Origin of the sequence: Streptomyces anulatus (assembly GCF_014650675.1) — a bacterium.
Classification (GTDB): domain Bacteria; phylum Actinomycetota; class Actinomycetes; order Streptomycetales; family Streptomycetaceae; genus Streptomyces; species Streptomyces anulatus.
This window is the reverse complement of sequence record NZ_BMVK01000012.1, coordinates 205,619-229,611: the sequence shown is the minus strand read 5'-3', so window position 1 is coordinate 229,611 and position 23,993 is coordinate 205,619. Positions and strand designations below refer to the sequence as shown.

Sequence of the window (23,993 nt, the reverse complement as noted above, 5' to 3'; positions counted from 1 at the left end):
CTGTGTGCCGGTGTCAGGCGATGTCCAGGACCTCCGTAACCGGTCGTCTGGGCGTGGCCGGGCCCGACGGCCCGTATCCGAACCGAATGATCATTTGTACGAAGCCCATCTTGGAGTTCGGGTCACGTGTGAGGTGTCGAAGCTCGGGCCATTCCAGCGGCTGCGAGATCACGGAGGTCGCGAGTCCGTCGAGAGTGGCCTGAAGGAGCACGCGCTGCATGGCCTGTCCCGCCCTGAGCCAGTCCACGGCAAGGTCTGACTCCGTCCCCAGCAAGGCGATCTGCGGCCGCTCCTCGAAGGTGGCGGACGCCCGGTCCCGTGAGCCTTGGGGCACGTCGAAGTCCCGCACAGGGGCCGTCACTCCGTGCTGACGCGGACCGAAAGCGTACGAGGGGACGCCCTCGGTGTCCGGCCCCTCCCCGGCCTTGCCCGTGCGGGTCCACGTGACGATTTCGGCCCTCATGGCGTCGTTGGCGGATTCGTAGAGCTCCGCGTCGTGCACCAGGTCCAGGACGGCGCCGGCGTGCCAGGCTCCGGGAACGATCAGCCGTGCCCCTTCCAGGAGCGCGGAGGCGCTCAACTCGTCCAGGATCTCGGCTGCGACTGCCTCGTCGGCGAACGGATAGCGGCTGGTGTGCCGGAGCCGCACGGCAGGGTGCAGGTCAGCCAGTTGATGGTCAACGGTCCCGGAGTCCTCCAGCAGGACGTCGGCGAGACGCCATGGGTCGCGGTGGTCGGGCAGAAGCTGGGTAACGGTGTTCCAGCCACGGTGTGCCGCGGCCACCCGCAGATTCAGCAGCGCCGCCCCGCACCCGATATGCAGGCCACGGTGGTCCGGGTCGCCGACGGGCAGGCCACGATCCGGATCGCCGTACAACGAGAGGAGGCGTGTTCCTGAGCGGTGGACGAACTTCCAGGGTTGTGCGTTGTGCATGGACGGCGCGGTCACGGCCTCCTCGACGAGCGAAGGTACAACCGAGGTGATGCGCTGTTCGATCGTCAGCATGGTCTTCCTGCCTCCTGTCGGTCATCGTCTTCATAAGCACTCGCCTGAGAAGTTGGCGCCGGAGTCGCGTTTCAGGTGGGCCAGGAAGTAGCGTCCGGATTCTGCGCCGAAGAGCTGTCGTCGGGCTGTACTGATATGCGGTTCACGACAGCGATGACTCCTTCTGTTCGAGAGGTGAGGGCGAGGGCAATACGGATCAGGCTCCGATGCGGCAGCCGGCCAGCCAGGACGACAACTCCGTCGAGCACGTGGACCTGGACGGCGTCGGCCTGAACGCGCAGAACACCGTTGAGTACGTCGTCCCGGATCCGGTGCTCCACCTCGGCGTCAGGACGGAGAAAGAAGCCCAGGAGATCACGTCTGGTCACCATGCCGACCAAGCGTTCCTCGTCGTCGACGACGGGGAGCCGCTCGCAGCCACGACGGGTCATGAGCCGGGCTGCTTCCGCCACCGTCTGCTCCGCGTAGACGGTGACAGCCGGAAACGACATCATTCTGCCGACCGTGGAGGCCGGCCTGCTGAGCAGGTCACTCGCCGAAACCATCCCCACGACGTGATCGTCCTCGCCCACCACCGGGACGCCGTTGATGGCGTGCCGGGCGAGCAGCCCGGCCACTTCCGCTGAGGGCGTCGTGTACTCGACCGTGACCACTTCGTCCGTCATCAGGTCACCTACACGGAGATGCCGCATCCTGCTGCGCCTCCACTTCTCCCCACGGTGCGGAGCGCTTCCGGTATCACCTTCGGACACCCGCTGTACCAAGGGCAGGGGCCGAACGGTCCCGTCCAGAGACCGATCGGATCCACCTGCACGCTCCCCGCCGGGGCGACTCCCGGGATGGGCCCTTTGGGCCCCGGCTTGCCCCCTGCGGCCCCTTTCGAGAAGAAGGCCGAGTGGCAAGGTGGAACTGCGCCACCGTATTTCGGTGCGCAGAGCACCCTCCGGGGAGGCTCCGGGCGGCGCCCATTGCCGGGGAGACGAGCATCGGAGCACGCTATGAACAGCGCAGAGATCCGTCAGGAGATCGTGGTGGGTGTCGACCCTCGTGGTGACTGGCACCCGGCCGTCGCCTGGGGTGCCGACGAGGCTCGCCTCCGTGGACTCCACCTCCGCCTCGCTCTCTCGGTCCCTCCCCGGCATGACACCCAGCACGTCGACGACGCCCCGCACCACCGGAGACTCGAGCAGGACGGCCGACGAACCCTGGAGGCCGCGATCTCGTGGGCGCATGCACGATGGCCCGAAACCGAGATCACCGGTTCGCTCCTCGACGGTTTTCCAGGGCGGCAACTGGCGCTTCTGTCCCTCCAGGTGCGCTTGATGGTGCTGGGCTCGCGGCACCTGCACCGTGCCGAGGAGATTCTCAGTTCCGGCTCGGTGGTCATTCCCGTCACCGCTCAGGCACGCTGCCCGGTGGTCGTCGTGGGTCATCCCGAGGGGGGCGGTCAGGATCGGCCCTGTCTCGTGGTGGGCGTCGACGGCAGCGAGCCTTCCAAAGCCGCGCTGGCTCTGGCCTTCGAGGAAGCGGATCTCCGAGGCTGCGCGGTGCACGCCCTAGCTGTCTGGCAGCCGCCGGTCTTCTCCCTCCGTACCGGCGACACTCTGTTCCACAACCAGCGCCGCCTCCTGTACGAGACAGTCGCGGGGTGGGAGAAGAAGTACCCCGATGTTCGGCTGCAGCATGAGATGCAGATCGGCTCCCCGGTAGAAGTCCTGGCCGAAGCGGGGGAGCACACTCTGGGCATCGTGGTGGGCCGGCGGGGTGAGGGCGGGTACACGGGGATGAGGGTCGGATCCGTCGTGCACGGTCTCCTTCACCGGGCCCACTGTCCCGTCATCACGGTCCCCGCCCTGTGAGCCGATCGTGATGTTTCCTGCAGAGGGTGAGACAGGCGCCGCCCTTCGCCGTCGGATGCCGGGACTCACCCAGGACGAGGCTGCCCGTCGACTCGCCGAGGTGGGACGGAACGAAGTCGCCGTCCGGAAGACGCGCCCGCTGTACTCGAGAGTGTTCGCACAGCTCAGGGACCCGCTGATGATGGTGCTGATCGCAGCCGTCGTCCTCACCCTGGCGATCGGTGATCACGCCGATTCCGTGGTCATCGGACTCGTCATCGTGGTCAACACCACCGTGGGTGTCGCTCAGGAGATAAGAGCCGACAACGCCGTGGCGGCTCTGTCGGCGCTCTCCGCGCCCCACGCCCGGGTCCGCAGAGAAGATGCGGACCGTGACGTCCCGGCCGCCACCGTCGTGCCCGGAGACGTTCTCCTCCTGGCAGAGGGGGACATCGTCGCTGCCGACGCCGCGATCGACGAAGCAGCTGCGCTGTTGGTAGACGAATCCATGCTCACCGGAGAGTCCGTACCCGTGGACAAGGACGCGACCGCATCGCTGCACGCCGGAACGGTCGTCGTCCGTGGCAGGGGGGTCGCGACCGTCACCGCCACCGGAAGAGCCGCCGCCCTCGGCCGGATCGCCGCCCTTCTCGACGACCGTCGTCGGCCCACGCCTCTTCAGCTGCGGCTCGCCTCCCTGGGACGTGTGCTCGCGGCTGTCACGCTGGTCCTGTGTGCACTGGTTCTGGCGCAAGGACTCGTACGGGGGCTGCCCGCGGGAACCATGGCAGTGACCGCCATCAGTCTCGCTGTTGCCGCGGTGCCGGAATCACTTCCCGCCGTCGTCACCCTTGCCCTGGCCCTTGGCGCCCGGCGTATGGCAGCCCGCCACGCGCTGGTGCGTCGGCTACCCGCAGTGGAGACGCTCGGCTCGGTATCTGTGCTCGCCACCGACAAGACCGGCACGCTGACCGAGGGGCGCATGGTCGTGCAGCACGTCTGGACACCCCGGACCACCGTCGAACTCCAGGGGGTCGGCTACGAACCGGAGGGGGACGTTCTGACCGAGGGAAGGCCTGTGGGCCCCGCGGAACGGCATGAGGTACAGGAAGTGCTCACAGCGGCGGCCCTGTGCACCGACGCCGCCCTACGGCCCCCGCCTTCCGCGTCACCCGACAGCCGCTGGGAGGCCATCGGCGACCCCATGGAGGGCGCTCTCCTCACGGCAGCCATCAAGGTAGGGTGCCCGGATCTCACGGAGCTGGCATCCACCCATCCCAGAATCGCAGAAGCACCGTTCGACAGCCTCCGCAGGAGGATGACCACCGTGCATGCGCTGCCTTCCGGCGGCGTCCTGGTATGCCTGAAGGGCGCTCCCGAGGCCGTCCTTGCTGCGACGGTCCTCACCGACTCCCCGGAGACGCTACGTCTCGCTCGTGCGGAAGCGGCACGGTTCGCGGCGGGCGGCTACCGCGTGCTGGCAGTCGCATCGGGCCTGCGCCAGGAGACGCCCCGACCGGCCGCAGCCGGGGAGTCGGGCCTGAGGCTGCTGGGCCTCGTGGCATTGAGCGACCCACCCAAACCACACGCGGCTGCCACGCTGGCTTCGTGCAGAGCCGCGGGCATCACACCGATACTCGTCACCGGTGACCATCCCGCCACCGCGAGCGCCGTGGCCGACCGCGTCGAACTGCTCGGACCGAACACCACCGCCGACCACGTCGTCACCGGAAAGGACGTGGCCGCGGGCCGCGTTCCCGACCTTACGGCGGTGAGGGTGTTCGCCAGGACGGACCCGCAACAGAAGCTCGACATCGTGGCCGCCTGGCGCGCCCGCGGCGCGATCACCGCGATGACCGGCGACGGCGTGAACGACGGCCCGGCACTCCACCAAGCCGACATCGGCATCGCCATGGGCGGCCGGGGCACCGAAGTCGCCCGCCAGGCGGCGGACCTGGTGCTCACGGACGACGAACTGTCGACCGTGGTTGCCGCGGTCGAAGAGGGACGCAGGGTCTTCGACAACATCCGGCGCTTCCTCGTCTACGGGATGGCGGGCGGTGCGGCGGAGATTCTGGTCATGCTGATCGGCCCGCTGCTGGGCCTCCCTCTGCCCCTGCGCGCCGGCCAGATCCTCTGGATCAACCTCCTGACCCACGGGCTGACCGGCGTGGCCATGGGAGCGGAGCCGGCTTCCCCAGGTGTGATGCGTCGCCCTCCGCGTCGCGCGGATCAGCACATTCTGGGAGGTGGCGCCTGGCAACAGCTGTTGCTGACAGCAGCTGTCGTCACAGCGGTCAGTCTCAGTGCCGGACTGATAGCTCAGGCATGGGACGAGCCGTGGCAGAGCGTGCTCTTCCTGGCCCTGCTCGCCGCCCAGCTGGGAGTGGTCCTCGGCCTCCGGGATCGGCCGATGTCGTTGGACAACCCGTTCCTTCTGGCCTCCGTCATGGCCTCAGCCCTGCTGGCGGCGGCTGCTCTCTACTTCCCGCCGCTGGGCGCCGTACTGGACACCGAGCCCTTGGGGTGGAGGGCCGCCGGCCTGGCCACTGTCTGCGCCCCAGCCGGGTTCCTTGCGGCCAGGCTGGCACGTGCCACCTTCCGTCCCGGGAATCCTCGTCACCTTCACGAGCGCGGAGCCGACCTTGCCCGACATGAGGTGATCGAGTCCGAGGGTTAGATTGGAACCGCATCGGGTTCACGCGCGTGAGTCGCTCGCAGCCGTCGGAGGTGCTCCATGGGCGGTGTCGGTAACGACGATCACCGGCTCCCGCGGCTGAGACTCGACGAACTGCTGGACGAGCTTCAGGTGCACATCGACCAGGTCCGGGGGGCCCGGGACCGGTTGAACGGCCTGCTCGACGCAGTCATGGCGGTGGGGCGGGGACTGGCCCTGCCCCAGGTATTGCGCGACATCGTGGAATCCGCGGTCTCCCTCGTTGACGCCGAATACGGAGCCCTCGGAGTGGTGGGGAGCGACCAGAAACTCGCCGAGTTCCTTCCGATCGGCATCGACGAGGAGAAGCGGCAACAGATCGGCGGCCTCCCCACAGGGCACGGACTCCTGGGCGAGCTGATCAGACACCCGGAACCTCTGAGATTGCCCGAGCTCTCCGACCATCCGGCCTCGGCGGGATTCCCACCCCACCATCCGCCGATGCACTCCTTCCTGGGAGTGCCCATCCGCGTGCGCGACGAAGTGTTCGGCAATCTCTATCTCACGGAGAAGCGTGGGGCAGAAGATTTCGACGCGGAGGACGAGGCCGTTGTTTCCACCCTGGCCGTCGCAGCCGGGATAGCCATCGAGAACGCCCGCCTCTACGAAGAGGGGCGAATCAGAGAGCGATGGCTCACCGCCAGTTCCGATCTCACCAGCGCATTGCTCTCGGGCGAGGCCGAGTCGCAGGTGCTCGAAGACATGCTGGAACAGGCGATCGACATAGCGAGGGCGGACCTTGGGGTCTTCTACCTCATCGGCACAGACGGCGAGATGACCGGCTCACTGGCTCTCGGGGAGAAGGCCGAGCGCCATCGGGGCGTGGTCCTCCCGAGCAGCCGGGGCACGCTTGCCGCAGTAGCGCTCGCTGAAGACGGCATGGTCACGGTGGCGGATGTCAGCAGCGACCCGCGGGTGCAGGTACAGCGCGAGCGGTGGGAGGGTTTCGGGCCCGCAGTGGCTGTCACGCTGGGGACCAAGGAACGGCTGAACGGAGTCATGATCCTCGCGCGCGTCCGAAACAGGACGGCGTTCGTGAGCGCGGAGATCACTGCACTGCCCGGATTTGTCGGGCAGGCAGCCTTGGCGCTCGAACTGGCCGACCACCGCAGCGACTCCGAGCGGATGAGCCTGCTGGCCGATCGTGAGCGGATCGCCCGAGATCTGCACGACTTGGCCATTCAACGGCTGTTCGCCACCGGAATGACGCTGCAGAGCGCCCGCCCCTTGGTGGAGCACCCGGAAGCGGCCGAGCGGCTGGGCCGTGCCATTGATGATCTGGACACCACCATCAAGATCATCCGGACCACCATTTTCGGCCTCAGAGAGCACGAGACACCAGGCCAGGGGTCGAAACTCCGTTCCCGAGTAGTCCAGGCGGTGGACGCTGCCACGCCCGCGCTCGGATTCACGCCCGCCCTCCGTATGGAGGGGCTGATTGACACAGATGTCCCCCGGGTGGTGGCCGATCACGCGGTCGCGGTTGTCGGGGAAGCTCTCAGCAATGTCGCCCGACACGCAAGGGCCCGTCGGGCCGAGGTCTCGGTCATCGCCGATGACGGTGTTCTCACCGTGACGACGAGCGATGACGGGGTCGGTCTGCGTGGGCCCGAAGGTAGTAGGCGCGGCGGTATTCGCAACCTCACAGAACGGGCCGAGCGGCTGGGAGGCACCCTGTCCTTCCACGCGAAGCCGCACCCGCGGAGAGGCACAGTGCTGGAATGGCGAGTACCTATTGCCCCGGCCGCACCTGACCGACTTTCGAAGTGAGGGCATTCACTGCTCGCGCTGCTGATGCTCCCGGACCTCGGCCGCAATGACAGCTGCCTGCACCCGGCGCTCGACCCCGAGCTTCCCGAGCAGACGGGAAATATGGTTCTTGACGGTCTTCTCCGACAGATAAAGCCGCTTGGCGATCTGCCGGTTGGTCAGTCCCTCGCCGATGAGATCGAGAACGGAACGCTCGCGCTCGGAGAGGACCGCGAGCCTCTCGTCCTCCGGCGGCGAATCGGCCTCGGCCTCGCGCAGGGACCGCATGAGCCTGGCCGTGGTCGACGGGTCGAGCATCGACCGACCCGATGCCACAGTCCGTACGGCCGACACCAGGTCCGAACCGTTGATCTGCTTGAGCACGTATCCGGCCGCGCCCGCCATGATGGCGTCGAGAAGGGCGTCCTCGTCGTCGAACGAGGTGAGTATCAGGCACGCGAGGTCGGGCATACGTGATCGCAGTTCCCGACAGACAGTGATGCCGTTCCCGTCGGGCAGCCTGACGTCGAGCACCGCTACGTCGGGTCGCAGCGCCGGCCCGCGGGCCAGGGCTTGATCAGCCGTCGATGCCTCGCCAACGACGACGAGATCCTGCTCGGCCTCCAGCAGGTCCCGTATTCCGCGGCGAACGACCTCGTGGTCGTCCAGCAGAAAAATGCGCGTCACGGCGGTGCCGGTGTCACTCGGTGTATCGCCCATCTGCGGTCCTTGCTTCGGATGCGTCTGCTGCGCCTCTCCTGGGCATTGTCCCAGGAGTGCCGGTCCGGGTGCATGTGGTGGACCGGCCCTTCGCGGTCACACAGCCGCGCGGGGAATGCGGCTAGCCAAGATCCATTCGTACGTCCACCACTCCTTCGGCCGCCCGAACGGCGTTGGCCAGGATCGGCACCATGGAACGGTCCGCCAGAGAGCCCCTCAGAGTGACCACGCCTTCCTCCACCGTGGCGTCGAGAGCCGACGGTGGTGAGATCGGCTCGAGTACCTCACTTCTGATCTCGGCGAGGAGGTCCTCATCCGGTCTGAGGAAGACCTTGAGCAAATCGCCTCGGCTGACAACTCCTTCCAGCAGGCCTTCGGAGTTGACTACGGGGAGACGTTTGACGTGTTTGCGCGCCATGATGCGGGCTGCCTCGGCGATCGGGGCGTCCGGATGCACGGTGACGGCCGGGCTGGACATGAGGTCCTCCACCAGCACCGCAGCGGCCTTGAAAGCTTCGTCGAGTTGCGCGGCGGCAGGCGGACCACCCTCGCGAAACGCTTCCTTGGGAAGCAGATCCGCTTCCGAGACCACTCCGACAACACGTCCTTCGCCCGCGAGCACCGGCAGCGCACTGACCTTCGATTCCGACATCAGCTCCACCACCTGTCGGTAAGAGGCATGGCTGCCTACTGCGACGGGGGTGTGGGACATGACGTCACTGACTGTGTGCGGAGTGACAGGCACGATGACCTCCTCCTCTTCAGTGTCCAGTCTCTGCTGTCCCCGGGGTGTGCGGCAGGGGCCGATCGGCCCCTGCCGCACACCAGTCGGCTGCGGCCTCGTTCCGATCTCGGGGACGGAGGCGCTTGCTTCCTTCCGAAGTGTCGCGGGGGTATGTCGACTTTCGGGGGCGCCCTTGAGGGTCGGGGTCACCCGTCAGGGGTGATCCTGTGCCGTCGGCGAGGCAGGGAGGTGGGATTCGGGAACATGCGCTTATCAGGCCCGGACGAGACGAAGAGACATGAGATGAGCGAAGAGACCTCTGGAGGCAGCCGGGGCGGCACCTCGTCAGGGCCGATGCCCGATGGTGAGCATCGTTCTCGCAGAGGGGCAGCGGTAGTAGCGGTTGTGCGTGCTGTGTCCGTCGCGGTTGGGCTTGTCACCGCTTACTACCTGCTGCCTCTGGACGAGCGACTCACGGCTGGTACGGCAGTGCTGTTGGTGTCCGGCCTGCTCGTCGTCCTGCTGGTCTTCTGCTGGGAGGTGCGAGCCATCACGCGTTCTCCTTTTCCGCGTCTAAGAGCCGTCGAGGGTCTGGCTGCGACACTGGTGCTTTTCCTGGTCCTCTTCGCCGTCTCCTACTACCTGCTGGAGCGCTCCGAGCCCGGATCGTTCAGCGAGGCGCTGAACAGGACGGACGCGCTGTACTTCACCCTGACCACGTTCGCCACTGTCGGCTTCGGCGACATCACGGCATGCTCCCAGACGGGACGGGTGCTCACGATGGCGCAGATGGCAGGGGGACTGCTGCTCGTCGGTGTCGCCGCCCGGGTGCTGGCGAGCGCCGTGCAGGCGGGGCTGAACCGCCAGCACCGGGAGCCGATGGATCCGGCTCGCGCAAAAACGATGCCAGGGGAAAATCCGGAGGCCTGACCGCGACGGCACCCGTGGCTTCAACCACGGCTCGAGGCGGAGACGTCGGCACCCGGCGGCGGAGAACGCTCCGTTACCCGCGCTGTACCAAAATGCCAACTATCTCTCTGATTCGTACCGACGGGAGCTGAACCTAGTTGGCATCAGTGCAGGTCAGGAAGGTTTCCTGATGCCAGCTAAGAATCCTGGTCACAGGGGATGGGCCTTGACGCAGCGGTTGCGGCAGCTCGATCAGCCGAGGAGACCCCTCGGGCCTGAACTCAGTAGTTGTACTCGAACCAGGTCAGAATGGCCTTGACGCGGCGGTTGTCTTCGTTCGGGGGCATTCCGAGTTTCACGAACACATTGGCCACGTGCTTACTCACGGACGCTCCGGAAAGAAACAGGGCTGATGCGATTTCCGCGTTGGAGCGCCCTTCCGCCATGAGGGCGAGCACCTCGCGTTCGCGGTCGGTGAGCCGGGCGAGCGGGCCCTGGGGTGCGTCCGCGTGGGTGACGTAGCGGACGACTTCCGGGTCGATCACGACGCCGCCACCGGAAACCGTATCGAGTACGCGCAGGAAGTCGACGACTCTGCCGACCTTCTCCTTGAGCAGGTACCCGACGGCCCCGTCCGCGCCCGGACCGTTCAGCAGCTCTTGGACGTACGGGCCGGTGACGTAGGCGGAGAGGACGAGAACCGGCAGATCCCGATGGCGTGATCGCAGGTCGATGGCGGCGCGGAGTCCGTCGTCGGTGTTTCCCGGGGGCATGCGGACATCGGTGATCACCAGGTCCGGTGCGGCCCCGGAACGCGCGAACTCGTCGACGGCGGAGACCAGCTCGGTAGCGTCCTCACATTCGCGGATCACCTCGTGGGAGTGGGAGGTCAGGATTTCCCGGATTCCGGCACGAATCAGCATGCTGTCATCCGCCAGGACAATTCTCATGGCCGCTGCCTCACCTGTTCGCCTTCATTCATTTCATTCCCACGTGGGTTGGCCGGGAGCGGATGCCACGACTTCGGTTCCGCGGCCATCCGCGGGGCTTCGGATCTCGAGCTCCCCACCAATGCTTCGCATCCGCTCGCGCAGTCCGGCAAGGCCTGAACCCGCGTCGATCTCCGCGCCGCCCGCACCGTCGTCACGCACACGGACGCGTACGCCACTTGAGTCGCACTGCAGGTCGATCCGAGCGCTGCCCACGCCTGCGTGCTTCGTGATGTTCGTGAGCGCCTCGGAGACCGTGAAATAGGCCGCTGTCGCAGTCGGCGACGACAACTGGGCATCATCTCCGGTGCTGTTCAGCTCGACCCGCAGCGGTGACCGCGCGGCCAGCTCGCGGACGGCGGCGACGAGGCCGAGGTCGCTCAATTCGCGAGGGTGGATCTCGCGCACTGTCTCCCGGAGCCGTTCCAGCGCATGCTCTGCCTGTTCCTGTGCCTGACGTGCCAGTTCCACGATGCGTTCCTCGCCGCTCGCCGAGGCTGCGGCCTCCAGCATCCCGAGGCGCATCACGACGGCGACCAGCTCCTGTTGAGCGCCGTCGTGCAGATCACGTTCGATGCGTCGGCGCTCGAATTCGAAGGCCGTTGTCAACGAGGCCCGGCTGGTGCGGAGTTCCTCCAGTTTCGCCAGCAGATCCGGGTCCCGGCTTCTTGAGAAAGCGCGCAGGACGAGATCCCGGAGAAGGGAAATTCCGGTCAGAAGACCTGTGGTGACCGCACCCAGAAGTACCCCTGCGGGCACCGCCAGAAAGGACTCCGTGAGCGATGATGGAGTGAAAGGGCCGACCTGCGCGGCGATACCGAACGACCAGAAAACGGGAGAGAAAATCAGCGCGGCGGCACCGATGAACCCGAAGAATGCCACCACCAGTGAAAGCGCGGAAAGGAGCGTGGCGGCGACGAGGACCGGGAGGCCGGTACGCCACATCGACCGCGATCGCAGCTGGCGTGCCACCCACTGCTTCCAGCTCTGGTCCGCGGGCCGCAGCGGCATCGTGCCGACGCCGCACCACCGCGCTCTCGAGCGGTCCCACTCCGTCAGCACGGCCGCCGAGGCCGGCGCGACAAGAAGGGAGAGCAGCAGAATCGGGAAGGCCATTGCTGCGATGATTTCCGTCAGCACCCTTCGGGCGACGCGAATCTGCGACATGGCCAGCATTATGGCATACGGCGGATCTCAAGAAGGTAGACCTAGGTCTACCTCGAAGTAGTGCTGACTCCCGTGCGGAGCGTGTTAGGCGCTGCCTAGGGTTGTCATATGCCTATCGCAGCCCCTGTTTCCGCACCATGTATACGTATGCGCGGCCTCCATATGGAATTCCCCATTCCCGGCCGTAAAAGAGAAATGACACGTGTACTGCACGATATCGATCTGGACATTCCCGAGGGCCGGCTGACCGCGATCGTCGGACCCTCCGGATCGGGAAAGTCGACGCTCCTGCTCTGCATGGCCGGCCTGGAGCGAGCGACCGCAGGTTCCATCGAGATTCTCGGAACGGATGTCCTGTCGCTCGGCCCACGCAAGCAAGCCGCGTTCCGCAGCGAGAACATCGGTTTCGTCTTCCAGGAGTACAACCTCGTCAGCTCGCTCACGGTCGAGGACAACATCTGTCTGCCGTCTAGACTCGCCGGCCACCGGGTGCCCGAGTCACGGGTCCGCGAGGCCATGTCGCGGCTCGGCATCGCCCAGCACGCCAGGCGGCGACCCGACCGGCTCTCCGGAGGCGAACGCCAGCGCGTGGCCGTGGCCAGGGTTCTCGCCCATCAGCCACGGATCGTCTTCGCCGACGAGCCGACCGGCGCGCTCGATCTCAAGTCCGGTCACGTCGTGCTCGATTGGCTGCAGGCACTGCCCGCACAAGGATCGACGGTGGTCATGGTCACGCACGACCCGCATGCGGCTGCGCGTGCCGACCAGGTCGTGGTGATGGGGTCCGGGCGGGTGCACGCCGTCATCTCCGGCGGCGACCCGCACACGGTGAGCGACGCCGTCCTCGCGGCGCAGTCGAAGGACGACGCGGACGACGCGGACGAGGCGGCGGCGTGAGCGGCGGGAGCGGTACGAGCGGCATGTCGCGGCTCGTCCTGTCGGACATCCGCATGCAGGCGTCGATGCGGGTGTGGACGCTCGTGTGCGCGGTCGTCGGCGCGGCCTGCTCGGCGGGCTCGGTCATCGCCATGTTCACCGCCGTCTCGGCGGCGCGGACGGCGGGCGACGCACGGATGGTCTCCGCGTCGATCGCGCTCGGCGGCAACATCGTCTTCTTCACCGTGCTGGCCACCGTGGGTGTCGTCGCCTCGACCGTCGGTCTGACCTTGACGACCCAGCGACGCGAACACGCCCTGTGGGTGATCCTCGGGATCCCGCGCCGCCGCGTCAGGTCCGTCCTCCGCGCCGAGCTGGTGGTTCTCGGCACGGTGGCCGGCGCGCTGGCCGTACCGGTGGCCCCCTTCGTCGCGAACATCGCCCTCGCGCAGTGGACGGCGACGGGACTCGACCTGCACGGAGCCACCGCCGGACTCCAGCTCTGGTACATCGGCGCGATCCTGCCGGCCGGAGTGGTCCCGTGCCTGCTCGGCGGCTGGGGCGTCACACGCCGAGCCGCCAGAACGCCGGAGATGCGTGCCTTCCGGGACCACGCCGATCCGCCGGCACGGCCCGGTGTCGCGCGGAGCGTTCTCGCCCTCTGTCTTCTCGCCGGTGTGCTCGGGATGTGGATTCCCGGCCTCGGCCGCGAACTTGAAGGGGGCATCGAGCAGCGGACCGCTTTCGCCTTCGCCGGAAACCTTTTCCTCATCTGCCTGTTGCTGCTGATGGGGCCGTGGGTGCTCACGCCTCTGATGAGACTGTGGACCGTTCTCGTCCCGTCGCGTGGTGTCGCCTGGCACCTCGCCGTGCAGTCGTGCCGAACGCGCGCGGCCCGAAGCGTCACCACGGTGCTGCCCTTCGCGCTCTCCCTGTCGTTCATCGCGCTGTTCATGACGATGGGCAACGTCATGCCCGGAAGTACCGCAGGGCTGGGCGATGTCATGACCGTTCTGGGCTGGGTCTTCGTCGTGTCCTGGTCCGGTGGCCTCGCGGTGATCGCCCTGGTCGGGCGGGAGCGCACCCGCGATTCCGCGGTCGTTGCCGTCGCCGGCGCGCGGCCGGGCGTCACCACGCGGTCCACGGTCTACGAGGGCGTGATCTACGCAGGCACGGCGATCGTCTTCAGCGCGGTGTTCCTCGCGGTGGCGAGCACCACCATCGCCGTGGGAGCCAGGGTCGGCGTGGGCCAGGTGCTCGACGGCCTCCCGTGGGCGACGCTCGGCGCACTCGCTGCCGTGACGCTCGTGACGACCTGCCTCGCCCTGGGACTCCAGGCCGCCCGCGTCTCCCGCACCGTCCCGGCCCGCGCCCTGCGCTCCTGAACCGAACCGGGACGACCACCGAACATGCAGCTCGATCACCAGGAAACGGAAACAATGAACGACAGCCGGACACGCACGATCCTTGCCCTCGGCACAGCCGCCTTCCTCGCTCTCGCAGCAACCGGCTGCGACCCGGATGTCGACCAGGCGAACACCACTCCGGAATCGAAGTCCTTCGGCTTCAGCGGCGACAGCCTGACCGTGAAGTCGAACTCCGCCGACCTCCACCTCATCGCCTCCGACGTCGACGACGTCGAAGTGGAACGCCGGGTCAGCGGCACGAAAATCGGCGGTGAGATAGCTGCCGGATGGCAGTTCGACGGCGGGATTCTCACGCTCTCGGTGGATTGTGACGGTGTTTCCGTCAACTGCCATGCGCAGTACACCGTGAAGGTGCCGCGCGATGTCGCGGTCACGGCCGAGTACGGCAACAGCGACGTGCAGCTGTCGAACCTCGGCGGCGCCGCCCTCCACCTGGAAGGACACGACGGAACCGTGCGGGGCGAGGGGATCTCCGCGACGTCGGTGAGCGTCGTCTCGCGAAACGGCGACACCGACCTCGACCTCACCTCCGTACCCGATCGTGTCGATGTGCGGAGCCAGGACGGCAACGTTCGACTCGGCCTGCCCGCCTCGGCATACGCGGTCCGTACGGCGGCGAAGAAGGGGGACGTCACCGTGGATGTCGCGGACGACAGCACGAGCAGCCACAGCGTGAATGTGCAGACGCGTAACGGCGACATCCGTATCAGTGAGGGGGAGTCGTCCTAGGGACCGTGTGAGGTCGTGAGCCTGGATCGCCGACCTGCTGGGGCCGCTGACCCGGTACTCCGCACGGCTGCCGAGGTTCGAGCGCACCCATGGTCACCCTTGCCCGTCCACAACTCCGGCTCCCATGACATGGCGGACGCCCCATCAGTAGTCGCAGTCGTCGCACTGCCAGGGGGGCTCGTACATGTCTCGTCTACGGCGCTCGTCACCACAGCGGGCGAGAAGATGCTCCGGCAGGTGCTCCCGCATCTGCCACCACTCCAGCGTGAAGCCGTGCTCGTCCTCCGCGTGGACCAGGAACGGGCCGTTCCCGCGCAGGGGCTCGAACTCGTACCAGTGGTCCTTCCGGGCGAGCACCCTGTCCGGGGCGGGCCCAGCGACATCGTCTCCCGTGAAGTCGTAGACACGGCGGACGTCCGCCGCGGTGATGTCGCGCACGGGAGTGAGCACAAGCGGCCAGCACGCGGGGTCGTCGGAGCTGTCGACGTCCTCAGGCACTCCGGCGGATCCCTCACCGAGCGCGTGCACCGTCCAGCGGGGGATCCCGCTCGCGCGGCCCACCTGGGCCATGGGCACACCGGCGCGGATCGCGTGCACGGCCAGCGCCTCCGTCTCGGTGAGACCGTCGCGGGCGTGCTCGACCGACCTGGCGGCTTCGCCGGCCACGTGCAGCCAGTAGTCCGGGCCGCAGCCGTCCGGTACTGGATCGCCGAGGTGGCCGGCGCAGCGGCTTCCCGGGGACGCGGGTGCCTCGTTGGAGCAGAAGGCGTGCCCGCACAGCTCGACCACCCGCTGGGTACCCAGCTCGGGGTCGAAGACGGTGCATGCGCGGAACGCCCGCCCGGGTTCGCCGCCCGCCGCGGTGAAGAACCGTATGCGCTCACCCCGCTTGGCGCGCTCGACCCGGAACATCCTCACCTCCCACGCGGAGAGGACATGCCCGGCCATGGCGATCGCCAGGGCCGGGAACGGCCGGAAGGGCAGGGGGGAGTCGTCGAGGGTCGGGATCTCGATGATCGGACGACGGGTGTCGGCGTCGTCGAGGTGATGGAGCGAGAGTGCCAGGAGTTCCGCGGCGTTGACGTACGTGCTGTCGGCTTCGGTCATGCGTTCTCCGTTGAGGGGGACGGCGGCTGGGCGCGCAAGCGGGCAGGACCGGAGAATACTCAGCGGACCTCTGGTGACCGAAACGCATTTCCCTCGGGTTCCACGGCTGCGGGGCCGACGGGCCCTCGGCCGTGGAACCCGCGCTCACCTGCGTGAACGCCGTGCAGCGGGCCTTGAGGGCAGGGATCGCCGCGGAGGCCGTCCGGGTAGTGTGGCTGACCGAGTCGATCATTCATATGCCCAGCTCGGAGGACCGGTCATGGCGGAACAGGGAGAGCGGCAGCGGGTGACTGTGATCACCGGCGGCAGCCGGGGCATCGGCGCGGCGATCTGCCTGCGACTGGCGGCCGAGGGACACGACGTCGCCATCGGCTACCGGTCCGACGCCGAGGCGGCCGAGGGCGTGGCCGAAGGGGTGCGCGCGCTGGGCCGGGCGGCCGTCACGATCGCGGTCGACACCGCCGACGCGGCGGACGTGGACCGGCTGTTCGACACCGCCGCCGCGCAGGTGGGTCCGGTCACCGGACTGGTGAACAACGCCGGGGTGAGCGGGCCGGTCGGACCACTGGCCGGTGCTGACCCGGACGGGATGCGGCAGGCCCTGGAGGTCAACGTCCTGGGCTACCTGCTGTGCGCCCGCCGGGCCATCGGCGACATGACGGCGGGCGGGGCGATCGTGAACATCTCGTCCGCCGCCGCGACTCTCGGCAGCCCCGGCACCTACGTCCACTACGCGGCGGCGAAGGCCGCCGTGGACGCGATGACGGTCGGGCTGTCCAAGGAGGTGGCGGCCGACGGCATCCGGGTCAACTGCGTCGCCCCCGGCACGATCTGGACCGAGTTCCACGCCGACCCGCAGCGGCCCGCCAAGGTGGCGGCGATCACCCCCATGGGCCGCGCCGGCAGGCCCGAGGAGATCGCCGGAGCGGTCGCCTGGCTGCTCTCGGACGACGCCTCCTACGCCACCGGCACGGTGATGAGGATCGCCGGCGGGATGTGACCACGGGCGGCTCCACCGCCCCGGGGCAGGGCCGACACCCGGTCCCGGCGGCGGGCGACCTGATGCCTCCGTCGGTCCCACAGTCGTGGGCCATGACGACGACATGCCAGGACCACCGCTCGCCCGTCACTGTAAGTGCGGGATACGCAACTGTGGGTATGGTCGGATTATGGCCAGGACAACACCGCTGGGTGCCGTGGCCCGTGGAATGCTCGCGGGCGCGGCCGGCATGCTCGCGATGGACGCGTTGCTGCACCTGCGCTACCGGCGGGCAGGCGGCGAGGAGTGTTCGCTTCCCGGCGGTCGGCGGCCTCCGTCCAGGACGGGAAGGACGCTCCGGCTCCGGCCCAGGCCGGCCGCCGGCCGGTGGAGGGCCTGTTCCCGTGTGAGGTGCCCGCCCGGTGGGCCCGGTCGCTCGACAACGCCAGCCCCTGGGCGTACGGCGCATGCGCGGGTGCGCGGTACGGCCCGCTCGCCGGATCGGCGCAGAGGCGGCGGGTCGGCTACGGCATCCCGTTCGGTGCCTCCCTGCGGGCGACCGACCGCGTCGTCCTGCCGGCGGCCTGCCTCCATCGTGCTTCCGCACCGCTCGCCGTACCCGTTCCCCGGTGCGGCCACGGCCCGGGCGACCACACCGAGAGGCCCGCTATGCCCATGGACGATCCCCCTTCGGCGGGCGGCGTACGGTTCCGTCTGAAACTGCGGGCGATCCAGGCCCTGTTGGAGTCCCAGCGGCGAAGGATCACGGCCTACTCCGAGTTCTCCCGGGCCGGCTCTTCCGCCGCCACCACGCCCTCGCCCCCGCCACCCGTGGCTCCGTCACTCCCACCCTCCGGCCAGGAGGTGCTCGACGCCCTCCCGGTGGCGGCTCTGCTCCTGGCCCCCGTTCTCGGCGAGCACGGCGAACTCCGGGACGCCTTCTACGTGGCCCAGAACGCCTCGGCCCGTGCCTACGCGGCCTCCCGGTTCCCCCCGGGCTCCGTCCCCCCGTGGGCCGGGCCGGTGCCGCTGTTCGAGCGCTTCCCCTCCCTGGCCGGTACGGCGGTCTCCCGCATGCTGGCCGACGCGTTTCGCCTGCGCACGCCGCAGGGGCCCGAAATGGTGCAGTGGGTGATGAACACCCGGTCAGGGCCGGTGCGGATCAACGACGAGGTCCGCGTCGCACCGTGCGGAGACCACGTCCTGCTCACCTGGGAACGCGGCGACCGCCTCCACATGGCCAGTGCCGCGCAACGCCTGGTGCGCACATGCTGGGCGGAGTGGAACCTCGGCGACCACGGTGTCGAGCCCTCCCGAGGCTTCCGTCAGGTGCTGGGCCTGGCCGACGACATCGCGGTGCCCGCTCTTCTCGACCTGGCCACCGCGGCCACGCCGGACAGCTTGCCCACTCTGTATCAGACGCTGTACGACGTCATCCTGCGCAAGTACACCGCCGAGTGCGAACTGCGCCTCAGCAGCAACAGCGAGCGCACGTTCCGGATGGTCGCGGAGCCCGTGCGCATCGCTCCCGGCGGCCTGGTGTGGGCCGTGCGGGCCGTCTTCATCGACGTCACATCGGACCGGCGGAGACGGGAGGCGGCACAGCACTCCGCGAGCGAGGCGCGCCGTGAACACGAGCGTGTCGAGGCCGTCGCGGAAATCGCCGACGTCCTGCGTGAGGCGGTCCTGCCCCACTTCCAGGACGAGTTGGACGCCTTCGGCCTCGAAGCGGCGGCCGTCTACCGCCCCGACGCCCGCGAGGCCGGAGTCGGCGGCGACTGGTACAAGGCCCGCGAACTGCCCGACGGCCGCCTCCTGATCGCGCTGGGCGACGCCCGTGGACACGGTCTGGAAGCGGCGACCCTGATGGCCAAACTGAGGTACGCGCTCGCCGGTCTCGCCTACACCGAGGAACCCGTCGAGCGGCTGACGCAGTGGCTCAACGAAGTGGCGTGCGCCGACGGCGACGAGTCCACCGCCACCGCCGTCATCGCCCGCTACCACCCCGAGCGCTCCCTGCTCCGCTGGACCTGCGCCGGGCATCCGCGCCCGGTCCTCGTACGCGGCGGCCGCGCCACTCAACTCCCGGCTCCCGACGGCGGACCCGGGATCTCGCTGGGCGTCCTGCCCGACGTGACCTACACCGCCGCCGAGACGCCATTGGAGGTCGACGACATCGTCCTGATGTACTCCGACGGCCTGATCGAACGCCGTCCGACCGACCCGGACCAGGACATGGGCCGCTTCCTCGAAGCGGCGGAGCACTGCTGCGCCGAAGCCGGACCGGACGCCGGCCACGCCGGGCTCCAGAACTACGTCGAACGGCTCGTGGCCCGCCTGGACGGCCCGCACCGCACCGACGACGCGACACTCCTCGCCCTGCGCCGGATCGGCACCCGGTAGGAGGAGGAGCGGGGAGGTCGAGCCGGGCCGGTGCACCCGCATTCCGCCGCCCCTCTTGCATGTTCTATGGCATACACCATAAGTTACCGAGAGGTAGCCCGAGTGCCGGGCCGTCCGGTCGTCGGAGAGGTGGTGGGCGGGTGAGTCCGCGCAGGAGTGACAGCCGGGATCGGATGGTTCTGAGTGCGGCGGCTCTGCTGCGTGAGCACGGGGCGAGCGCGACCAGCATCGACCGGGTGCTGGCACACAGCGGAGCTCCTCGCGGCTCGGTCTACCACCACTTCCCGGGCGGGAGGGCGCAGCTCATCGATGAGGCGGTGGCGCTGGCAGGGGACTTCATCGCGGGCCTGATCGACGCCGCGACGCAGGCCGAGGACCCGCTGGAAGCCATCGACGCGTTCTTCGCGCTGTGGCGCGACCGGCTCGTGGAGAGCGACTTCCGCGCCGGCTGCCCGATCGTGGCCGTGGCCGTCGAGACCAATGACGACGCGCCCCAGCTCGCCCGGTCCGCCGCCGCCGTCTTCAACCGCTGGCGGGAGGGTCTCGCGGCGCTGCTTCTCCGGCACGGCTTGACCGAGGAGCGCAGCCGCCGCCTGGGCACCTTCATCATCGCCTCGGTCGAAGGCGCGGTGATCATGTCCCGTGCCGAGCGGAGCACCGCCCCGATCGAGGCAGCCGCCGCCGAGATCCACGGCCTGCTCCTCCATGCCCTGCGCGAGGCCACCGGCACCCGCCCCGAGCCCCGTCCGTAGCCACTTGACCTGGTCAGCCCCGTTCGAAGGAGTCGCCATGCCCACGCTCGACCGTACGGACAACGTCTTCACCCTCGACCTCGGAGACGGAGAGAACCGCTTCCACCCCGACTGGCTCGCCGCGGTCGATGCCGCGCTCGACGACGTGGAGAAGGCCGACGGCCCCCGCGCCCTGGTCACCACCGCCACCGGCAAGTTCTACTCCAACGGACTGGACCTGGACTGGCTGTTCGCCCACGCCGACCAGCACCAGCACTACGTCGTCTCGGTCCATGAGCTGCTCGCGCGGATGCTGTCGCTGCCGGTCATCACGGTGGCCGCGCTGCAAGGACACACCTTCGCCGCCGGTGCGATGTTCTCCCTCGCCCACGATGTCCGTGTCATGCGCGCCGACCGCGGCTACTGGTGCCTTCCCGAAGCGGACATCAACATCCCCTTCACGCCCGGCATGTCCGCCCTCATCCAGTCGCGGCTGGCCCCGCGGACCGCGCACGAAGCCATGCTCACCGCCCGCCGCTACGGCGGTGCCGACGCAGCGGCCGCCGGCATCGTCGACCGGGCGGTCGACGAGCACGCCGTGCGCTCCACCGCCTTCGAGACCGCCCAGGCGCTGGTGGACAAGGCGGGCGACACCCTCGGCACCATCAAGGCCCGAATGTACGCCCCGGCCCTGGCCACCCTGCGCGACACCACGGCACCGCTCGGCTGACCCGTACCGCAACGACCGCACCACCCGAGGAGAACGACGATGACCACTGCCGACCCCACGACCATGACCGGCCTGGAACTGATGCGCTGGGTGCAGACCGAACTCCCCGCCGACATACCCTCCATCGGCCGCCTGCTCGGCATGCGCTTCGACGAGGTCGACCACGGCCGTATCGTCATCTCCCTCGACACCCGCCCCGACTTCGCCAACCCCCTGGGCACCGTCCACGGCGGCATCGCCGCCACCCTCCTCGACTCCGTCATGGGCTGCGCCGTCCACACCACGCTCCCCGCCGGCGCCGGCTACACCACCCTCGAACTCAAGGTCAACTACATCCGCACCGCCCGGACCGACGGGCAGAAACTCACCGCCGAGGGAACGGTCATCCACGCCGGCCGCCGCGTCGCGACAGCCGAGGGCAAGGTGCTCGACGAGCAGGGCAAGCTCATCGCCCACGCCACCACGACCTGCATGATCCTCTAGAGGTCACGGCCGGGGTATCGGACGGGCGGCACCAGATCGCTGTCGCTGACGGTGTACGTCAGCAGGGGGTAGACGAAGTCCGTCTCCTTGTTCTCACGGCGTCGCAGCCGGTAGAACTCGCTCCTCTGCTCCTCGTCGGCCGACATCAGGCGCGCACCTTGCGGGAGGTGTGCCTGTCCGTCGCGAAACCGGACGAAGGTCTTCGAGGTACGAAACGTTACGCCCAGCCAAACGTTGTCAGCCGCCCCGGAGGGATTCTCCAGCACGATCCTGTGCCTCAGCCGTCTGTTCGCGTCGACGGAGAACGCGACGACACCGTTGTGGGCCAACGGGATCTCGGCCTTCTCGTCACCGGAGTCCTTCGATTCGACCATCAGCTTCCTCGGCCGGCCCGCTTCGGGATGCTGATAGCAGGAGAAGACGGCGATGAACGAATCGTCGGCCAGATCGAGAGCCTGGTCGGAATGACTGCCCATTTTCGTGTAGGCGTTCGTGTAGCTCTCGATGAGAGCGTTGTTGAAGCCGGCCGGGAACGCCGCGTGTTCCTGGATGCGCCGCGCCAGTTGCTCGTGCACGGGCCTGAAGTGCTGGGCCGGGCCGCTGTACTGCGTGGTCGTGCGGACGAGCGGCACGCCGTTCGTCTCGTCCGGCCGGGTGAGCACGGCGCCCCGCCGGCCCTTTCCCAGGACTTCCAGGTGCGCCGACGTGGACAGTTCCGCGTAGAGATCGGCCTCGGTCGGCACGGTGAACGTGAGGATCTCGTCCAAGGTCCTAGACGCGCGGGGCAACGTAGTCTCCCGTGTTCATGCTGAAGAGAAACCTGTCGCCGTAGTCGATGAAGGACGAGGTTCTGTTCTCCTCGGCGTACAGGTTGCGCAGATCGTCCATGCCGGCCGCTGTGGGGGGCTCCAGCCTCACCAGGTCCCCGGCCCTGTCGAGGAACGTCTGGCCGTTCTTGTGCACGGCTTCGGTGCTCGAACAGCGCACCACGTACCCGAGGCGGGTCGGGAGCAGTGCGGCGTCCAGCGTCGAGGGCCGGATCTCGTGGGTGTACAGGCGGTTGGTGGACAGCGGCATGAAGAACACGGAGCCGGGATAGAGGGTCACGCCGAACTGCGGGGGGAGCGCGACCCCGTCGTGTTCTTCGGTCGGATCCTTGAGGCGGAAACGGAGACTGGTCAGCCCGCTGGAGCCCTTCACGCCGTAGTCGAAGGCGTCATCGGCCAGGGGGCGCAGACGGTCGAGCCCGTCGTAGAACGTGCAGAAGGCCATGATGCCGTTGACGGGCATGTCCTTGGTCTTGTCGGCATGGGCCGAGATCTTGGCCTTGGACTGCTTGCGCTCTGCCGTGGCAAGGGTGTTGTGGTAGATCTGGGCGAGGACGTGATTCAGCGGCGCCCGGTCCCGGAAGACGGTGGCGGCCTCGCGGTTCAGTGCCTCGACGATGTGCGTGTCGGTCGGGCGGAAGTTCTCGGTCGGCCCCGAGAGGTTCGTGGAGCACCGAAGCAGACGGAAGCGCAGTTCGTCACCGTCCTGGGTGACGGGCGTCAGATAGATTCCGCTGCGATGCGCCGTTCCTGGCTTGTCGGACTCCGTCAGGGACTGGAACGCGTGCTCCGCGCGGATCCCTTCGAAGTGATCGGCGTCGGGTCCGAAGAAGCGGCGGTAGTACACGCCGACACCGTGTACGCGGACGGGCACGCGTCCGAGGCCGATGAGGGTCCACGGTTCGCCGATGTCCCCGTGATAGCCGTGCGACAGCTCACTGACAACGAACACCCGCGCCGCGGAGAGCAGTTGACGGCGGTCGATCGCGGATATGTCGCCGCACAGATAGACAGTCCCCCGTACGGGGCCGGGCGGGCCGGAAGCAAGATCCTCAGGCGTGATGACGGAACCGAAGAAGTCCTCGACGGCCTCATGGTCGTGCAACGCCGAAGGCGCGACCAAGAGGTTGCCCGCATCCTCGATGCGGGCCTCTGTGAGCTCTGTCGGGTGCATCAGCCGGTACCTGTCCTCTTCGCGGAACTCGATGATCTGCTCAAAGCGGCAGACATGGCAACGGTCCGTCTCCTGCTACGGAGTGGCGGCGGCGTCCGAGCGGGCGCGGAGAGTGGCTTCGAAGTCCTCGGCCCGGGCGAGCTGGACGCGGAGCTTCTCCACCTGCTCGGCGGCGGCCTGCTGATAGGCGCGCACCCGGGCCAGCAGCTCCTCGCGCTCGCCGGCGTCGAGCTGGTCGTCCCCGTCGAGCCGGTCGGTGGCATCGAGCAGTTCGCGCATCTGGTCCAGGGTGAAGCCGAGCGGCTTCATCCTCCGGATGACCATGAGGCGGGCGACGTCGGTCTCGGTGTAGAGGCGGAAGCCGCCCTGGGAGCGGGCGGAGGGGGCGACGAGGCCGGTCTCCTCGTAGTGGCGGATGGTGCGCAGGGAGAGCTCGGTCCGTGCGGCGACCTCGCCGATCTGCATGTGCTTGCCGTCCACGCCCGTGCCTCTGGCCTCTCTCGTTCCCGGAACGATCCCGGGTCGTCCCCGCGGGTACCGCCCCTGGGGCGGGTGCCCCTCCGTCGATCTCTACCCTTACGTCAGGGTAGAGTTGCCGGAGGTGAGGCCGCGTTCCGCTGCCCGTTGCCGTGGCGGGGCCGATGAAGCCTCCGGCGAAGGTCCGATTGTCGCAGGAGAAGAGCGTGCGCGAGCCCATGACGCCCGGCAC

At 68.4% G+C, this 23,993-nt stretch carries 22 protein-coding genes; 12 read left to right on the top strand and 10 right to left on the bottom strand.

Annotated elements, in window-relative coordinates:
* Window positions 1-13: 13 nt before the first annotated feature.
* Together IE272_RS27145 and IE272_RS27140 are read right to left on the bottom strand one after the other, a co-directional pair.
* Window positions 14-1,006 (bottom strand): Acg family FMN-binding oxidoreductase, encoded by a 993-nt coding sequence (locus IE272_RS27145; RefSeq protein ID WP_190008416.1) that lies wholly within the window; start codon window positions 1,004-1,006, stop codon window positions 14-16.
* A 71-nt stretch (window positions 1,007-1,077) separates the two neighbouring features.
* Complete coding sequence (locus IE272_RS27140) at window positions 1,078-1,671, bottom strand: CBS domain-containing protein (RefSeq protein WP_229897726.1); 594 nt, start codon at window positions 1,669-1,671, stop codon at window positions 1,078-1,080.
* A 333-nt stretch (window positions 1,672-2,004) separates the two neighbouring features.
* Between IE272_RS27140 and IE272_RS27135 the strand changes: the two genes are divergently transcribed.
* The 3 genes from IE272_RS27135 to IE272_RS27125 are packed head-to-tail and all read left to right on the top strand — an operon-like array spanning window position 2,005 to window position 7,330.
* Window positions 2,005-2,865 (top strand): universal stress protein, encoded by an 861-nt coding sequence (locus IE272_RS27135; protein ID WP_190008412.1) that lies wholly within the window; start codon window positions 2,005-2,007, stop codon window positions 2,863-2,865.
* A 10-nt stretch (window positions 2,866-2,875) separates the two neighbouring features.
* Entirely contained in the window at window positions 2,876-5,524 is a 2,649-nt protein-coding gene (locus IE272_RS27130; protein WP_308433879.1) for a cation-translocating P-type ATPase, read from the top strand.
* A gap of 57 nt (window positions 5,525-5,581) precedes the next feature.
* Window positions 5,582-7,330: a sensor histidine kinase gene (locus IE272_RS27125; RefSeq protein WP_190008408.1), complete on the top strand. Its 1,749-nt coding sequence runs from the start codon at window positions 5,582-5,584 to the stop codon at window positions 7,328-7,330.
* A 6-nt stretch (window positions 7,331-7,336) separates the two neighbouring features.
* Here IE272_RS27125 and IE272_RS27120 read toward each other — a convergent pair whose 3' ends face one another.
* Window positions 7,337-8,029 (bottom strand): response regulator, encoded by a 693-nt coding sequence (locus IE272_RS27120; RefSeq protein ID WP_308433878.1) that lies wholly within the window; start codon window positions 8,027-8,029, stop codon window positions 7,337-7,339.
* Window positions 8,030-8,150: 121 nt separating this feature from the next.
* A complete protein-coding gene (locus IE272_RS27115; RefSeq protein WP_003971094.1) occupies window positions 8,151-8,774 on the bottom strand; it encodes a CBS domain-containing protein in 624 nt (207 codons plus the stop codon).
* Between the two features lie 282 nt (window positions 8,775-9,056).
* On the opposite strand from IE272_RS27115, the gene IE272_RS27110 reads away from it, so the two are divergent.
* Window positions 9,057-9,683 (top strand): potassium channel family protein, encoded by a 627-nt coding sequence (locus tag IE272_RS27110; RefSeq protein ID WP_229897711.1) that lies wholly within the window; start codon window positions 9,057-9,059, stop codon window positions 9,681-9,683.
* A 260-nt stretch (window positions 9,684-9,943) separates the two neighbouring features.
* Here IE272_RS27110 and IE272_RS27105 read toward each other — a convergent pair whose 3' ends face one another.
* Together IE272_RS27105 and IE272_RS27100 are read right to left on the bottom strand one after the other, a co-directional pair.
* Window positions 9,944-10,612 (bottom strand): response regulator, encoded by a 669-nt coding sequence (locus IE272_RS27105; RefSeq protein ID WP_050361576.1) that lies wholly within the window; start codon window positions 10,610-10,612, stop codon window positions 9,944-9,946.
* 33 nt (window positions 10,613-10,645) lie between these two features.
* On the bottom strand, window positions 10,646-11,818 hold the full coding sequence (locus tag IE272_RS27100) for a sensor histidine kinase (protein WP_229897707.1): 1,173 nt from the start codon (window positions 11,816-11,818) through the stop codon (window positions 10,646-10,648).
* 195 nt (window positions 11,819-12,013) lie between these two features.
* Between IE272_RS27100 and IE272_RS27095 the strand changes: the two genes are divergently transcribed.
* From IE272_RS27095 to IE272_RS27085, 3 genes are read left to right on the top strand one after another with little or no spacing between them, the layout of a single operon-like run.
* Window positions 12,014-12,715 carry an ABC transporter ATP-binding protein gene (locus IE272_RS27095; protein WP_229897705.1) on the top strand — a complete coding sequence of 234 codons (702 nt, stop codon included), beginning with the start codon at window positions 12,014-12,016 and terminating at the stop codon, window positions 12,713-12,715.
* Entirely contained in the window at window positions 12,712-14,079 is a 1,368-nt protein-coding gene (locus IE272_RS27090; RefSeq protein WP_229897703.1) for an FtsX-like permease family protein, read from the top strand. Before IE272_RS27095 ends, IE272_RS27090 begins: the two co-directional genes overlap by 4 nt.
* A gap of 24 nt (window positions 14,080-14,103) precedes the next feature.
* Entirely contained in the window at window positions 14,104-14,850 is a 747-nt protein-coding gene (locus tag IE272_RS27085; protein WP_229897701.1) for a DUF4097 family beta strand repeat-containing protein, read from the top strand.
* Window positions 14,851-14,994: 144 nt separating this feature from the next.
* Here IE272_RS27085 and IE272_RS27080 read toward each other — a convergent pair whose 3' ends face one another.
* The gene (locus tag IE272_RS27080; protein ID WP_190008404.1) at window positions 14,995-15,957 is read right to left on the bottom strand and encodes a hypothetical protein; all 963 of its coding nucleotides are present in this window, start codon (window positions 15,955-15,957) and stop codon (window positions 14,995-14,997) included.
* A gap of 259 nt (window positions 15,958-16,216) precedes the next feature.
* Between IE272_RS27080 and IE272_RS27075 the strand changes: the two genes are divergently transcribed.
* The 5 genes from IE272_RS27075 to IE272_RS27055 all read left to right on the top strand — a co-directional run bounded on the left by IE272_RS27075 (window position 16,217) and on the right by IE272_RS27055 (window position 21,283).
* Entirely contained in the window at window positions 16,217-16,957 is a 741-nt protein-coding gene (locus tag IE272_RS27075) for an SDR family NAD(P)-dependent oxidoreductase (protein WP_190008402.1), read from the top strand.
* Between the two features lie 285 nt (window positions 16,958-17,242).
* Window positions 17,243-19,339, top strand: a complete 2,097-nt coding sequence (locus IE272_RS27070; RefSeq protein WP_229897699.1) for a PP2C family protein-serine/threonine phosphatase — start codon at window positions 17,243-17,245, stop codon at window positions 19,337-19,339.
* Window positions 19,340-19,512: 173 nt separating this feature from the next.
* Window positions 19,513-20,091 (top strand): TetR/AcrR family transcriptional regulator, encoded by a 579-nt coding sequence (locus tag IE272_RS27065; RefSeq protein WP_007446894.1) that lies wholly within the window; start codon window positions 19,513-19,515, stop codon window positions 20,089-20,091.
* Between the two features lie 37 nt (window positions 20,092-20,128).
* A complete protein-coding gene (locus tag IE272_RS27060) occupies window positions 20,129-20,800 on the top strand; it encodes an enoyl-CoA hydratase-related protein (protein WP_056707976.1) in 672 nt (223 codons plus the stop codon).
* Window positions 20,801-20,839: 39 nt separating this feature from the next.
* Window positions 20,840-21,283, top strand: a complete 444-nt coding sequence (locus IE272_RS27055) for a PaaI family thioesterase (RefSeq protein WP_190008400.1) — start codon at window positions 20,840-20,842, stop codon at window positions 21,281-21,283.
* On the opposite strand, the gene IE272_RS27050 is transcribed toward IE272_RS27055, so the two are convergent.
* The 3 genes from IE272_RS27050 to IE272_RS27040 form a co-directional block, all read right to left on the bottom strand.
* On the bottom strand, window positions 21,280-22,050 hold the full coding sequence (locus IE272_RS27050; RefSeq protein WP_229897697.1) for an alpha-ketoglutarate-dependent dioxygenase AlkB: 771 nt from the start codon (window positions 22,048-22,050) through the stop codon (window positions 21,280-21,282). The genes IE272_RS27055 and IE272_RS27050 overlap by 4 nt on opposite strands.
* A gap of 4 nt (window positions 22,051-22,054) precedes the next feature.
* Window positions 22,055-23,284, bottom strand: coding sequence for a hypothetical protein (locus IE272_RS27045; protein WP_190008395.1), 1,230 nt, complete (start codon window positions 23,282-23,284; stop codon window positions 22,055-22,057).
* A 75-nt stretch (window positions 23,285-23,359) separates the two neighbouring features.
* Window positions 23,360-23,764, bottom strand: coding sequence for a MerR family transcriptional regulator (locus IE272_RS27040; RefSeq protein WP_179890835.1), 405 nt, complete (start codon window positions 23,762-23,764; stop codon window positions 23,360-23,362).
* Between the last annotated feature and the right edge of the window lie 229 nt (window positions 23,765-23,993).

What these genes read in the sequence shown, in the direction of transcription:
- IE272_RS27060 (WP_056707976.1), top strand. Translation starts at nt 20,129, where the DNA reads ATGCCCACGCTCGACCGTACGGACAACGTCTTCACCCTCGACCTCGGA.
- IE272_RS27105 (WP_050361576.1), bottom strand. Translation starts at nt 10,612, where the DNA reads ATGAGAATTGTCCTGGCGGATGACAGCATGCTGATTCGTGCCGGAATC.
- IE272_RS27130 (WP_308433879.1), top strand. Translation starts at nt 2,876, where the DNA reads ATGTTTCCTGCAGAGGGTGAGACAGGCGCCGCCCTTCGCCGTCGGATG.
- IE272_RS27045 (WP_190008395.1), bottom strand. Translation starts at nt 23,284, where the DNA reads ATGCACCCGACAGAGCTCACAGAGGCCCGCATCGAGGATGCGGGCAAC.
- IE272_RS27065 (WP_007446894.1), top strand. Translation starts at nt 19,513, where the DNA reads ATGGTTCTGAGTGCGGCGGCTCTGCTGCGTGAGCACGGGGCGAGCGCG.
- IE272_RS27080 (WP_190008404.1), bottom strand. Translation starts at nt 15,957, where the DNA reads ATGACCGAAGCCGACAGCACGTACGTCAACGCCGCGGAACTCCTGGCA.
- IE272_RS27095 (WP_229897705.1), top strand. Translation starts at nt 12,014, where the DNA reads ATGACACGTGTACTGCACGATATCGATCTGGACATTCCCGAGGGCCGG.
- IE272_RS27135 (WP_190008412.1), top strand. Translation starts at nt 2,005, where the DNA reads ATGAACAGCGCAGAGATCCGTCAGGAGATCGTGGTGGGTGTCGACCCT.
- IE272_RS27145 (WP_190008416.1), bottom strand. Translation starts at nt 1,006, where the DNA reads ATGCTGACGATCGAACAGCGCATCACCTCGGTTGTACCTTCGCTCGTC.
- IE272_RS27100 (WP_229897707.1), bottom strand. Translation starts at nt 11,818, where the DNA reads ATGTCGCAGATTCGCGTCGCCCGAAGGGTGCTGACGGAAATCATCGCA.
- IE272_RS27075 (WP_190008402.1), top strand. Translation starts at nt 16,217, where the DNA reads ATGGCGGAACAGGGAGAGCGGCAGCGGGTGACTGTGATCACCGGCGGC.
- IE272_RS27085 (WP_229897701.1), top strand. Translation starts at nt 14,104, where the DNA reads ATGCAGCTCGATCACCAGGAAACGGAAACAATGAACGACAGCCGGACA.
- IE272_RS27055 (WP_190008400.1), top strand. Translation starts at nt 20,840, where the DNA reads ATGACCACTGCCGACCCCACGACCATGACCGGCCTGGAACTGATGCGC.
- IE272_RS27120 (WP_308433878.1), bottom strand. Translation starts at nt 8,029, where the DNA reads ATGGGCGATACACCGAGTGACACCGGCACCGCCGTGACGCGCATTTTT.
- IE272_RS27140 (WP_229897726.1), bottom strand. Translation starts at nt 1,671, where the DNA reads ATGACGGACGAAGTGGTCACGGTCGAGTACACGACGCCCTCAGCGGAA.
- IE272_RS27125 (WP_190008408.1), top strand. Translation starts at nt 5,582, where the DNA reads ATGGGCGGTGTCGGTAACGACGATCACCGGCTCCCGCGGCTGAGACTC.
- IE272_RS27110 (WP_229897711.1), top strand. Translation starts at nt 9,057, where the DNA reads ATGAGCGAAGAGACCTCTGGAGGCAGCCGGGGCGGCACCTCGTCAGGG.